Genomic DNA, 12306 nt, shown 5'->3' with positions numbered 1-12306 from the left:
CCAAAGGCGGTGACAGCCGTTTCAGCTTGCAATCAAAGGGAGAAATTCAACATGGGAAAAACAAAACACGCGGGACGGATGAAGCTGCCAAGTATGCCCGCTCCGGGTCTTTGGGTCAGCGCTGTACCTTTTGGATTAGGAAAAATCAAGCCGCATCATATTCGCGACACGATGAAAGTGGCGTGGAAGAACAAAGATAATCTGCCATATGCGTTTCGGATTCTGACACAAGGCGTCTGCGACGGCTGTGCGCTTGGGGTATCCGGCCTGTATGATCAGACGCTTGAAGGGCCGCATCTGTGTACGACCCGGCTCAATGTGCTGAGGCTCAACACGATGCCGGCGATTCCGGATTCGAAGCTGTTCGCAGACGTGGATGAGCTGCGTCGTATGAACAGCGCGGAGCTTCGCGAGCTGGGACGGATTCCGTATCCGATGATTCGTGAAAAAGGCGAGAAGCGTTTCCGCCGGATTCAATGGGATGAAGCGATGGACAGAATTGCGGCGAAATACCGTTCCATTGAACCGAAACAATCGGCTTTCTACCTGACAGGCCGCGGCTTGACGAATGAAACTTACTACGTGGCTGCCAAGACCGCACGTTTTCTCGGCACGAATAACATTGATAATGCATCCCGTATTTGTCACTCGCCTTCCAAAACAGCGCTCAAGCGCTCGGTTGGGATCGGGGCTTCCAGTTGCAATTACAACGACTGGATCGGAACGGATGTACTCGTATTCTGGGGCAGCGTAGCTGCGGGCAATCAGCCGGTATCCACGAAATACATGTATGCGGCGAAACGCAAAGGCACAAAGATCATCGTCATCAATCCATACCGCGAGCCTGCAATGGACGGTTATTGGATTCCTTCGGTTGCGGAATCGGCGTTATTCGGTACCAAGCTGGCTGATGATTTGTACCAGGTAGATATCGGCGGCGACATCGACTTCATGAACGGCGTCATGAAAGTCTGGTTTGAAATGGAGAAGCAGCAGGCGGGTTCAGCCATTGATGCTGACTTTGTCAAAAAGCACACCAATGGCTTCGAGCAGCTGAAACCGCATATCGAAAGCCTGAATTGGGCAGATATTGTAAAAGGAAGCGGATTGTCCAAGGAGCGGATCGAAGAGTTTGCCAAGCTGCTTGCAGGAGCGAAGTCGGCTGTATTTGTCTGGAGTATGGGATTGACGCAGCACCGTTTTGCAACGGACAACATTTCGCAGGTGGCCAACCTTGCATTGCTTCGCGGATTTTTGGGACGCAAAAATTGCGGTTTGATGCCAATTCGCGGACATAGCGGCGTACAAGGCTCCGGAGAAATGGGCGCGGATCCGTTCAGCTTGCCGGGCGGCGAGTTCAAAGGCAAGGATGTCGAACGGCTGGAGAGCACATGGGGCTTCAAGCTTCCGACATGGCAGGGCGATATCGTAGGCGTGTCGCTGGAAAATGCGGCGCTGCCGGAGGATCATGAGCGTAAGCTCAAGCTGTTCTACACGTCGGGCGGCAATTTCCTGGAGACGATGCCGGATCCGGACAGCGTCAAGCGTCAGCTTGAAGCGGTAGAGCTGCGTGTCCACCAGGATATTATGTTCAATACATCGACGCTGCTTGATGCCAAAGAAGCGGTTATTGTTCTGCCGGCCAAAACCCGTTATGAGCAGGTGGGCGGCGGCACTTCAACTTCGACGGAGCGCATGGTGTATTTCTCTCCTGAAATCGAGGGCCCGCGGATCGGCGAAGCGCGTGAAGAATGGCGGATCTTTGAGGACCTGGCACGGCGTGTCAGACCAGACGATGCGGCTGAGCTGCTTCACTTCGGAGATGCGGCGGCAGTACGCCGTGAAATTGCCAAAGCGGCACCTAACTATGACGGCATCCAGCACCTGTCCAAGCGTGGAGACGTATTCCAATGGGGCGGCGCTTGGCTGTGTGAAGACGGCGAATGTCCGACTCCGGACGGCAGAGGGCAACTGCTGGCGATCGAATCGCCGAACAGATACCGTCCTGAGGGCCAATTCCATGTGACGACACGCCGTGGCAAGCAGTTCAACTCCATGGTTTATTCTGACATTGATCCGTTCAACGGAGCAGGCAGACAAGACGTGCTGATTAACGAACAGGATGCCAGAAAACTGGGCCTCACTGACGGTGATGAGATTGTCCTGCACAACAAGCATGGCGTATTCTACGGATATGCGCGCACGAATGATGTTGCAGCCGGCAATTTGGAAGTGTTCTGGCCGGAAGGCAACGTCCTGCTTCCAAAAGGCGTATATGAGCCGCATGCGGGAATTCCGGAATATAATACAGCAGTGACAATGGAAAAAGCGGAAGCTTACCGCTCCCGCAAAGACATCAGCTCCCTTGAGAAGCCGGTGCCTGAGCTGGAGATGGAGCCGGTATAATAACGAGCGCAAGAGAAGGGAGCTTGAAGGATGGAGACCGATGATCAAATGACCGCTTCATGGCCGGTCTTCCAGTACACCCGGGACGGCTGGAGTGAACTGGAAGATGAGGTTGCGGAGGAGATGCCGCTTACGGTAAGGCTTGATGGTCTGGAATTCGCAACTTTGGTATGTTCTGCTTCGGATCTGACGGATCTCGTCTACGGATTTCTGGCTTCGGAAGGCGCGATTATGTCCGCAGACGATGTCCTGGCGTTGGATTGGGATGAGGACCGCGGCATGGTCGACCTGCAGCTGAAGCGTAAAATGACGCTGGCGCAAGCCGACTTCGGCAAGCGGGTCATCAGCTCCTGCTGCGGGAAGAGCAGGCAGTTTTACTTGAAGACGGATGTGCGTACAGCCAAAACGGTGACGACGCGTATCCAGGTCACCGCCCAAGGATGCTTGGGGCTGATGGAGCAGCTCCAGGCATCGTCTGATGATTTTGCGCGCACCGGCGGCGTGCATAATGCGGCGCTTTGCACAGGTGAAGATGCCTCAGCGGATGTATCCGATGAGGCTGTTCGCCAGCGGATGCTGGCCGTGCGTGCCGATATCGGACGCCATAATGCGCTCGACAAGCTGTATGGCCATGCGATTCGGAACAAAATACGCACCTCCGATAAGATCATAGCGTTCAGCGGAAGGCTCTCTTCGGAGGTCATTATTAAGACCGCCAAGATCGGAGCGGGCGTCATCGTGTCCAAGTCGGCCCCGACCGCATTGGCGCTAAGGCTGGCGCATGACCTGGGAATCACGGCGATCGGATTTGCGCGGGGCGGCCGGCTGAATGTCTACACCCATCCGGAGCGCGTTGACGTTGATGGAATTGCGGCGGAGTGAGATGAAGGGGCAAGACGTTCGGCCCTTAATCTGGTACTATTATATCGTGCAGCACTTTTGCGCGGGCAGATGGTAGTAAGATTGAAAAAAAGATCATACTAGGTATGATTAGGTAATACTTAGTAATGTTGAATAGGAATAGTTCTCTCAGGTCGACTATTTGACGGTTCGACTATTTGTTTCGGTGCAGCAGGGTTATGGCGGTTTGGGGAGGAAGACGAAAGTGGGATTACAGGGTACATCACGGTTTAACCGGCGCGCAGTGAAGGTGAGCGAGGCCCAGCAGCGTGTGCTGGCAGCGATCCAGCCGCTGCATACGGAGAAAGCGGCGCTCTGGCAAAGCGGCGGCAGACGATTAGCGGAGAAGTTGGTCGCGACATCGGATTGGCCGCCGTTCGCGCGCTCGGGGCTGGACGGCTTCGCCATCCGCGGCGCCGATGCGGCGCAAGCGTCACCGGAGCACCCGGTGACGCTGCGTGTCGTTGACGCGATCGCGGCGGGGCAGGTTGCCCGCGAGCGCGTTGGGCCCGGCACGGCCGTGCGCATCATGACAGGCGCGGCGGTGCCGGATGGGGCGGACGCGGTCGTCATGCTGGAGCAGACCGCGGACGCCGAGCTGGACGGGCAGCCGGCGGTGCGGGTGAAACACGCTGCCGTGCCCGGCCAGAACGTGGCGCCGCCCGGCGAAGAATTCCGCCGCGGCAGCGCCTTGGCTGAGCCAGGCGCCGTCATCCGGCCTGGCCATATTGCCATGCTCGGCTCCTTCGGATACGCCGAGCTGCCGGTATATGCGCGCCCGCGCGTCGCGGTGTTCGCCACCGGCACCGAGCTGCTGCCGGTGGATGCCCCGCTTGAGCCGGGCAAAATCCGCGACAGCAACAGCGCGATGGTTGCGGCAATGGTCGTGCAGTACGGCGGCGAGCCGGTCGTGATGGGGACGCTGCCGGACCGTGTGGATGCTGTTGTCGAAGCGCTCACTGCAGCGCTTGCCGTGGCCGACTGCATTGTCACGACCGGGGGCGTATCCGTCGGTGACTACGATGTGATGGCTGCCATATTATCGCGCTTGAAGCAGCAGGGACGTAATAGCCGGCAAGCATGCCAGAACCGCGAAGGCGCAGAAGGCACTATGCCTGTCGGCGGCGAAGGTGCAGAAAGCACGATGCCTGCTGATGTCGAAGGTGCTAAACCGCATGACTGCGATGCTGTTGAACGGTTTAGCTGCGATGGTACCCTATTGCCGGAACCCGAATCCGCAGTATCGCCTGACGGTGAAGATGATTCCAATCGGAGCATCGAGGCGGAGCTTCATTCCCTGTTCCAAGACGATAGCAGGGTGCTGTTCGATAAGGTGGCGATGCGTCCGGGCAGTCCAACCTCGGCGATGCTGCTGGGTGGAAAACCGCTCTTTGCATTGTCGGGCAACCCGGGGGCCTGCTTCGTCGGCTTTGAACTGTTCGTGCGCCCGGCGCTCAGCCGGATGCAAGGCGATCCCGAGCCGCTTCCCCTGGCAGTGGAAGCCGAGCTTACCGAATCGATCATCAAGGGCAGCCCCCATGAGCGCTATGTGCGGGCGAAGCTGCTGATGCGGGAGGGCAGGGTGCTGGCCGAACCGCTGGGCTTCGGTAAATCCAGCATGATGGCTTCGATCCCGGAAGCCGAGGCGTTACTTGTCGTACCGCCGGGTTCTAAAGGGGTATCAAGCGGAGAACGTGTAAAACTGATTCCAATTCAACGCTAAAAAAAGGTCGCAAGCGTCGCTTCCCGGGTCATCAGGAAGTGTTCGATTGCGACCTTTACTGTACCTTTGCTACCCTTTTTCGTTCATGAACCATCCGCTGGCCGGTATAGGCCGGTAGGGCTGCATCGTTGGATGGTAGATCGTATATTGCTGCATAGCCTGTGTATCGGGATTCATCATCGCTTCCGCAGGCAGCTGCTCGAATTGGCCGAGCGCAGCCCGGATCGAGTATGCCCATCCCTCGGAGCTGTGCAGCTCACGCTTCACGCGGTCGGCGTTGTCCGCGATCGCATAGAGCAGCTTGTCTTCCTCCAGTCTCCATTCACCGGACAGGCTGCGTGAAATGCCGACCCGAGCCGCAATGGAAGAGGACACGGCCTCGTTTAAGCTGCGGTTCAAGCCGGGATGAAGATAGGTTGACATTGTATTGTACATCCTGTTTAATTCATTGACTTGGCCGAGCACGGACCTGATTTGCTGTGCAACCGCCCCGGCGTCCACTTCGACTTGAAGGCGAACCGGAGCAGAGGTTGGATGATGAAATGTCATCGTAACCTTTCCTTTATCCAGTGTTACTGTATTGCTTTGCACGCTTTTGAAGACGCTGTTATTTATGCGGTAACTGGCATTTTCCGCCGTATTTGAAACCTTGCCGATCCCCGATGCGGCGACCGCATTGCCGCTTAGGTCGGCAAGCGAGAAGGCATAGCCTGTACCGGTGAGGTTGGATTCCAACGCCAGCCGTACCGTGCCGGCTGCTGCATCCTCTCGGATCACTGCTGTTATTCCGAGCCGGGCCTGATTGACCGCGTCCCTGAGTTTCACAAGCGCCTGGGCGTTCGTGTCCTTCTCCGTTACGGTAAGAGAGAGGTCTGTGAGGCTGCCTGCGGTTAATACCGAAAAATGATGGGTGCCCGGCTCGATCAAAGAGCCGGCCGCCTTTGCCAGCTCGTAACCCTCATTCCGCTGCGAGACCGCGATCGAGCCGACTTCCACCTCGTACGTTTTGCGTGTCGCGCCCTTGGCAGCTTGTACAGTTACAGCTTCACCGGATGAGGAGGAGATGCTGCGCTGCTCCCAAGCCGAGGTAGATGAACCGAGAAAACGAGAGACGGCCACGCTGGTCTCGTGACTGCCTTGCAGCCATTGATGCACACTGTCTGCCGCCGCTTTTGCCGTTTTGGACCATGTACCCAGCGGCAGCGGGTTTTCCAGTGGAGAGAGCATCGCCTGCTCCTCCCGGTGAGGATAGTGCGCGTATGGAGCAACCGATTGAACAGGATCGGATGACCTTAAGCGCCGGATACTCCTGTTTGGACCGATAATCATCGTTCAAGCACCTCCACATGAGATGTTCCTAAAGGGCGCAAGCTATTCTATACCTTATGTACCCGGTGAGCGCACACATTAATAATGCTCTATTGGCAGTGTCATTTGTTTCCAAGCTTGTCTTCTTCCAGTTTACCATAGCGGGTCGTTTTTGTTTATTTATCGGATCCGGGCTTTGCTGAAATAAGCTTGATGGATTGGCTGCGCAGAATGCTTGCAGTACAATAGAAAGACAGCATCCCGGCGGAAGCATCCGGTGCCTCGAGCCGGGGCGGCAGTGCGTTACAGAACGATCAGGAACAACAGCGTGAGCAGCGCAAGATCCAGTACGACCCTCGATCCGAACGGAAAGAATGGGCCAGGGCCAAACGGGCCGGCCGGATAACCTAATGTTTGCGCAACCGCCGGCTTGGCTTTTCTGCCTTTGCCTTTGCGCGGAGCTTTTTTTGCTCCTTTCATCTGAAGTGTGCCGCCGCTTACATCATCGACAGCTTCATCATTCAAGATAAGCTGGCCGCCTCTGCAGCTGCTGAGTATTCCGATGTGGCGCGAACCGTCTGCGGTCACGGCACAGACCAATTGTCCGCAATGCCTGGAAATATTCTTTTCGTTTAACGGATAAATAGGTTGCATGCGTGTAGACACCTCCTAACCTTTCCTTAGCGCATTATATTCACCCAAGGGCTGATGTGTATGGTTAAATACCCAGCTGATATTCGCCTATTTATCCCGAATATTGAAATGGAGGCGGTTATTATGAATCAACCGGCCATGCAAAAGGGCAGAATAAAAGGGATCCTTCCGGCGCTGTTCGTCCTGATCATGGCGGCCACATGGCTGGTGTCATACGGGATTCCGGAAGGGGATGAGCCCGGTGCTTCCGGCCTGTCGATCGAACAGGATATGAAGACGCTTTGGCAGTGGACGGATCCTTTGCTCCTGGAAGGCGCCGCAGCCGCCGGCTGGTCGATTCGCTGGGATGGGAAAAGCAATCTCGAGGCCGTCTCCGAGTTAAGCAGGGAGCTGTCTTTGCATGCTGTATCCCGGGCGGAAGGCGAAGCGGTGCATGCGATCCTGCAAACCGGAAAGGGATTGCTGCAGCTGTGGTTTCAGCAAACGGACGCCATGAACCCGGATGAAAGCGGCGAGCTCGTCCTCATATATGAAGGCTTGGAGGGCCAGTCCGAAGCGTCCCTGCTTGATACGGTCGCCGCAGTGGAGTCGGAACTGCGCAGGCAGCATATCGCTGGAGCTCCAAGCGTATCGTTTCGCGGCATTGCTAAGGCTCCTGCCGCGGCTGAACAGCTTGCGGAGCAAGCGCAGGCTGAGCTTCTGGAGCAGTATGAAGACGCGAATACGATCAGCCAAACGTTTTATACCCATCATTTGTTGAACAAGGTGCAAAGCGGCGATCATAAGGTGAATCTTCAGCTGGCCGTCCATTCCGATCCCGATACAGGGGTCATTCGCTTCATCGGGGGCATTCCGCTTATCACAGGGGATTACAGGAAGGACACCGGTTCATAATTGATCGAATGATGACGATTTTTTGATCAGAATTAATTGAAGGAATAATTAGTTTTTTTTATAGGTAGATCAATAGCGCTTGCAAGTCGAATGTGCTAAACTACAGGTTAAGCAAGTTACAAGAGATGTTACAAGAGACGCAATAAATATACAAAAAAATACATAAGAAAGAATGAGGTATTATGACGGATCAATTCAAATCAGAAGAACTCGCATCAGCGAGTGCAGTGTTCTATTTATTTGGAGCTACAGGTGATTTGGCACGCCGGAAGCTGTTTCCGGCGCTGTTCAGCTTATATAAAGAAGGCAAACTGGCTGAAGACTTTGCGGTTGTCGGTCTTGCCCGCCGTCCGCGCACGGATGAGCAGTTCCGCGATGATGTATATGAATCGATCGGAGAGTTTTCCAGGTACAAGTCGGATGATGCCGAGCTGTGGAACCGTTTTGCCGAACATTTTGTCTATATGTCGCTTGACATCAATAATGTAGAAGGCTTCCGCGAGCTGGACCGGCTGTCGTCTCAGCTGGATGCCAAGTTTAATATTCCGGGTAACCGTTTATTCTATTTGGCGCTCGCGCCTGAGCTTTTCGGGCCTGTGTCCTTCAATCTTCGGGATGGAGGCTTGCTCGAATCAAAAGGCTGGCACCGGGTCGTTATTGAGAAGCCTTTCGGTTATGACCTGCCTTCCGCACAGAAGCTTAATGACCAGATCAACCAAGTGTTCAGAGAAGAGGAGATCTACCGGATCGACCATTACCTCGGCAAGGAAATGGTGCAAAATATCGAGGTGATCCGGTTTGCTAATGCGTTCTTTGAGCCGCTCTGGAACAACAAGCATATCGCAAACGTTCAGATTACCTTGTCGGAGACGGTAGGGGTCGAAGAGCGGGGCGGTTATTACGATAAGTCCGGCGCGCTGCGCGATATGGGCCAGAACCATATGCTGCAGATGCTGACGATGATCGCGATGGAGCCGCCCAGCCGCCTGCAAGGGGAAGATATTCGCGATGAGAAGGTGAAGGTGCTTCGTTCCCTGCGGCAATATGCGACATCGGAAGATGTGCGCACGAATGTCACCCGCGGGCAATATGCTGAAGGATCGTGGAGAGGCAAGGCGCTTCCCGGCTACCGTCAAGAGGATTCGGTGAATCCGGAATCCGTTACGGAGACGTACTTCGCAGCCAAGGTATTCGTCGATAATTTCCGCTGGGCCGGCGTACCGTTCTACATTCGTACCGGTAAGCGTCTGCCGGTGAAAACGACAGAGGTCGTTATTGAGTTTAAAAATACGGGCAGCGTACTATTCGGCCAGCGCCATGATCTGACACCTAACCTGCTGGTCATTCGTGTTAATCCGATGGAAGGCATCTACATCAAGATCAATGCAAAAGAGCCGGGCTCCGATACAGGCGTGCAGCCGGTAGCGATGGAATTCTGCCAGAGCTGCAAGATCGGCTTGAATACACCGGAAGCTTATGAGCGGCTGATCTATGATGCGGCACGCGGCGATTCGACGTATTTCACGCGTTGGGACGAGGTTTCGCAAGCATGGGCATTTGTCGATCGGATTGCATCGGCTTGGCGGGAAGAATCCTCTGATCTGCAGTTCTATCCTGCGGGCTCATGGGGACCTGAGAAAGCCGACGAGATGCTGGCGAAAGACGGATACCGCTGGTGGCCGGTCAATGGACAGGAAGAAGATAATGTAATTTGGGTTACCAACACCGGAAAATAAGAAGCTCACGAGCGCCCAAGCCTTGCTGTACAGGTGATGAGGCGCTCTTCGTGCGAAAAGCTATAAAATTGGCCGGGAGGGACCGACGAAGCGTTAGAATGCGCAGGTCCGGTCGCCAACGGGTGAGGATGAAGGGACGGCAGTTATGAGTAAAACGTTAACCGAGGAAATCAAGAATGAAGTGGAGAGAAGGCGAACCTTCGCCATTATCTCCCATCCCGATGCGGGGAAAACAACATTAACGGAGAAGCTGCTTTTATTCGGCGGGGCAATCCGGGAGGCAGGGACGGTCAAGGCGAGAAAGGCGAGCAAACATGCGACCTCGGACTGGATGGCAATCGAGAAGCAGCGGGGAATTTCCGTTACGTCCAGCGTGATGCAGTTCGATTATTTGGGACACCGGGTGAACATTCTGGATACGCCAGGTCACCAAGACTTCAGTGAAGATACGTACCGTACCTTGACAGCGGCCGACAGCGCAGTCATGCTGATCGACGTCGCCAAAGGCGTGGAGGCCCAGACGATCAAGCTGTTCCAAGTATGCCGCAAGCGGGGCATCCCGATCTTCACGTTCATTAATAAGCTGGACCGTGAAGGCCGCAGCCCGTTCGAGCTGATGGAAGAACTGGAGCAGGTGCTCGGAATCCGTTCCGTGCCGATGAACTGGCCGATCGGAATGGGCAGAGACCTGTGCGGAGTCTATGACCGGATGAATAACCAGGTGGAATTGTTCCAGGGCAACGACCATTCGACGATCGAAGTGAGAAAGGTCGAGGATTACAATGATCCGATCATCCGCGAGATGGCCGGTGAATTTTTGCATGATCAGTTGACTGGCGAGCTGGAGCTGCTCGATGTTGCCGGCGATCCATTCGATTTTGAGAAAGTAAGCCGCGGCGAGCTGACACCGGTGTTCTTTGGCAGTGCAGTCAATAACTTCGGGGTTCAGACGTTCCTGGAAAACTTCCTGAAGCTGGCGCCTTCACCTGCGCCGCGCAACAGCACGGAAGGCAGAGTCGAACCGACGGAGGAGAAGTTTACCGGTTATATTTTCAAAATTCAAGCGAACATGAACCCTGCGCACCGCGACCGCATTGCGTTTCTGCGCATTTGCTCCGGCCGCTTCGAGCGGGGCATGGCCGTCAAGCATGTACGGGTGGGCAAAGAGATTAAGCTCTCGCAGCCGCAGCAATTCCTTGCTCAGGACCGCGATATTGTCGAGTCGGCATATCCGGGCGATATTATCGGTTTGTTCGACCCCGGCATATTCCGGATCGGTGATTCGTTGTCGCAGGGCGGGGAAGTCATATTCGATGAGCTGCCGACATTCTCTCCGGAGATTTTTGCCAAGGTAACGGTAAAAAATGCGCTGAAGCATAAGCAGTATCAGAAGGGAATCGATCAGTTGACTGAGGAGGGCACGATTCAGGTGTTCCATTCGACCAGCGGCTTCGATGAGACGATTCTCGGCGTAGTCGGCCAGCTCCAGTTCGAGGTGTTCGAGTACCGGATGAAGGGCGAATACGGCGTCGATATTCAACTGCACCGCATGCCGTACCAGTTTGCGCGCTGGATCGTGGACGAGAAGATCGACCCATCCAAATTCCGCATCAACTCAACCCTGGTGCAGGACAAGAAGGGCAACTATGTGGCTCTGTTCGAGAACGAATACGCGATGCGCACCGCTATGGACAAAAATCCAACCTCCAAATTCCTGGAGACAGCGCCATAATAGATATAAGCATGCTTAAGCCGCCCCAAGGGGCGGCTTTTAACTTTTAATATGCATTGTTGAATACGGCGGCCGCAGCGTGAAATAGAAAAAGCCTCGGCTACAATGTGCCGGGGCTTTGGGGCTGCATGTGCATATGCTGCCGATGCTGTATAATTTGTGCGATAATGTGCTGTTCCACTTTTTCGTTATATTCCCTGACCATGCGAGGCATAAGGAATAAATCGACGATAATCCAGATGAATAAGACAAGGCCCGGAACGACAAGCAGCAAAAGAGAAAAGAGAGTGAGCGCTTCGCTCTCGACTGCGGATCCGAGTACCGTGAGCGCATAACCGCCGGTTGTGACCAGGAACAGGATCAGCTGCGCGATGGCAGTTCCGGTTCGTTTCAGGTAGAAACGATGAACGCCAAGATGTCCGCCAACCAGCATCAGATAAGCAATGGCAGCCGATTTCTCATGAGCGCGCACCTCGGATTGGAAAACCATCAGCTCATTCAACGTTAAATCGCGTTTGTCCATCATCGCTTACAGCGGGCGATTCATCGCCGAGTTAAAATGTTTGTTGGACATCATATCGTTCATCACACGCATTTCTACTTCTTGATTGCGGTCTTTTACCCATTGGTGAAGCAGGAAAGCGTCAATGACCCACCATATAAATGTCACAAGCGCCCCAATGACGGTAATTGTCAGCACAAGCTGCGCGATCGCTGAACCGGTACGCCCCATATAGAAGCGATGTCCGCCGAATACGCCGAGGAAGTACCACAGCACATAGGCGAGAACCATGCTTTTCCCTTGGCTCTTTACTTCTTGTTCCAGCAGAAGCAGTTCTCTGGCGTCAAGCTGGCTTTTCATAGCCAGGCTATTATAGTTCATGTTCCAGTTCCCCTTTTCATAAAATGTTCACATATGCGTTTCAAGTATAATGGACATCCCATTATTCGAC

At 54.6% G+C, this 12306-nt stretch carries 9 protein-coding genes and 2 pseudogenes; 7 read left to right on the top strand and 4 right to left on the bottom strand.

Annotated features, from left to right (window positions below):
- Window positions 1-51: 51 nt before the first annotated feature.
- The 4 genes and pseudogenes from IEW11_RS21190 to IEW11_RS25385 all read left to right on the top strand — a co-directional run.
- On the top strand, window positions 52-2406 hold the full coding sequence (locus IEW11_RS21190) for an FdhF/YdeP family oxidoreductase (protein ID WP_188533079.1): 2355 nt from the start codon (window positions 52-54) through the stop codon (window positions 2404-2406).
- Window positions 2407-2436: 30 nt separating this feature from the next.
- Window positions 2437-3288, top strand: a complete 852-nt coding sequence (fdhD, locus tag IEW11_RS21185) for a formate dehydrogenase accessory sulfurtransferase FdhD (protein WP_229725536.1) — start codon at window positions 2437-2439, stop codon at window positions 3286-3288.
- Between the two features lie 184 nt (window positions 3289-3472).
- Window positions 3473-4354 (top strand): annotated as a pseudogene (locus IEW11_RS25390) (molybdopterin molybdotransferase MoeA); the annotation flags it as partial.
- A 267-nt stretch (window positions 4355-4621) separates the two neighbouring features.
- Window positions 4622-5029 (top strand): annotated as a pseudogene (locus IEW11_RS25385) (gephyrin-like molybdotransferase Glp); the annotation flags it as partial.
- 69 nt (window positions 5030-5098) lie between these two features.
- On the opposite strand, the gene IEW11_RS21170 reads toward IEW11_RS25385, so the two are convergent.
- Together IEW11_RS21170 and IEW11_RS21165 are read right to left on the bottom strand one after the other, a co-directional pair.
- Window positions 5099-6358, bottom strand: coding sequence for a flagellar cap protein FliD N-terminal domain-containing protein (locus IEW11_RS21170; RefSeq protein WP_188533078.1), 1260 nt, complete (start codon window positions 6356-6358; stop codon window positions 5099-5101).
- Window positions 6359-6640: 282 nt separating this feature from the next.
- The gene (locus tag IEW11_RS21165) at window positions 6641-6991 is read right to left on the bottom strand and encodes a hypothetical protein (RefSeq protein ID WP_188533077.1); all 351 of its coding nucleotides are present in this window, start codon (window positions 6989-6991) and stop codon (window positions 6641-6643) included.
- A 60-nt stretch (window positions 6992-7051) separates the two neighbouring features.
- Between IEW11_RS21165 and IEW11_RS21160 the strand changes: the two genes are divergently transcribed.
- From IEW11_RS21160 to IEW11_RS21150, 3 genes are all read left to right on the top strand, one after another.
- The gene (locus tag IEW11_RS21160) at window positions 7052-7885 is read left to right on the top strand and encodes a YwmB family TATA-box binding protein (RefSeq protein WP_188533076.1); all 834 of its coding nucleotides are present in this window, start codon (window positions 7052-7054) and stop codon (window positions 7883-7885) included.
- Between the two features lie 182 nt (window positions 7886-8067).
- Entirely contained in the window at window positions 8068-9621 is a 1554-nt protein-coding gene (zwf, locus tag IEW11_RS21155) for a glucose-6-phosphate dehydrogenase (RefSeq protein WP_188533075.1), read from the top strand.
- A gap of 145 nt (window positions 9622-9766) precedes the next feature.
- On the top strand, window positions 9767-11353 hold the full coding sequence (locus IEW11_RS21150; protein ID WP_188533074.1) for a peptide chain release factor 3: 1587 nt from the start codon (window positions 9767-9769) through the stop codon (window positions 11351-11353).
- 100 nt (window positions 11354-11453) lie between these two features.
- Here the strand turns inward: IEW11_RS21150 and IEW11_RS21145 are convergent, their stop codons facing one another.
- The gene (locus tag IEW11_RS21145; protein WP_188533073.1) at window positions 11454-11876 is read right to left on the bottom strand and encodes a TM2 domain-containing protein; all 423 of its coding nucleotides are present in this window, start codon (window positions 11874-11876) and stop codon (window positions 11454-11456) included.
- 6 nt (window positions 11877-11882) lie between these two features.
- Entirely contained in the window at window positions 11883-12236 is a 354-nt protein-coding gene (locus IEW11_RS21140) for a TM2 domain-containing protein (RefSeq protein WP_188533072.1), read from the bottom strand.
- Between the last annotated feature and the right edge of the window lie 70 nt (window positions 12237-12306).

The organism is Paenibacillus abyssi (genome assembly GCF_014640295.1).
Classification (GTDB): domain Bacteria; phylum Bacillota; class Bacilli; order Paenibacillales; family Paenibacillaceae; genus Paenibacillus_D; species Paenibacillus_D abyssi.
Note: the sequence above shows the minus strand (reverse complement) of the source record. Positions and strands in the feature narration are given on the sequence as shown.

Excerpts from the sequence above, each read along its gene's own strand:
- IEW11_RS21190 (WP_188533079.1), top strand. The coding sequence starts at position 52 with ATGGGAAAAACAAAACACGCGGGACGGATGAAGCTGCCAAGTATGCCC.
- fdhD (WP_229725536.1), top strand. The coding sequence starts at position 2,437 with ATGGAGACCGATGATCAAATGACCGCTTCATGGCCGGTCTTCCAGTAC.
- IEW11_RS21170 (WP_188533078.1), bottom strand. The coding sequence starts at position 6,358 with ATGATTATCGGTCCAAACAGGAGTATCCGGCGCTTAAGGTCATCCGAT.
- IEW11_RS21165 (WP_188533077.1), bottom strand. The coding sequence starts at position 6,991 with ATGCAACCTATTTATCCGTTAAACGAAAAGAATATTTCCAGGCATTGC.
- IEW11_RS21160 (WP_188533076.1), top strand. The coding sequence starts at position 7,052 with ATGGTTAAATACCCAGCTGATATTCGCCTATTTATCCCGAATATTGAA.
- zwf (WP_188533075.1), top strand. The coding sequence starts at position 8,068 with ATGACGGATCAATTCAAATCAGAAGAACTCGCATCAGCGAGTGCAGTG.
- IEW11_RS21150 (WP_188533074.1), top strand. The coding sequence starts at position 9,767 with ATGAGTAAAACGTTAACCGAGGAAATCAAGAATGAAGTGGAGAGAAGG.
- IEW11_RS21145 (WP_188533073.1), bottom strand. The coding sequence starts at position 11,876 with ATGGACAAACGCGATTTAACGTTGAATGAGCTGATGGTTTTCCAATCC.
- IEW11_RS21140 (WP_188533072.1), bottom strand. The coding sequence starts at position 12,236 with ATGAACTATAATAGCCTGGCTATGAAAAGCCAGCTTGACGCCAGAGAA.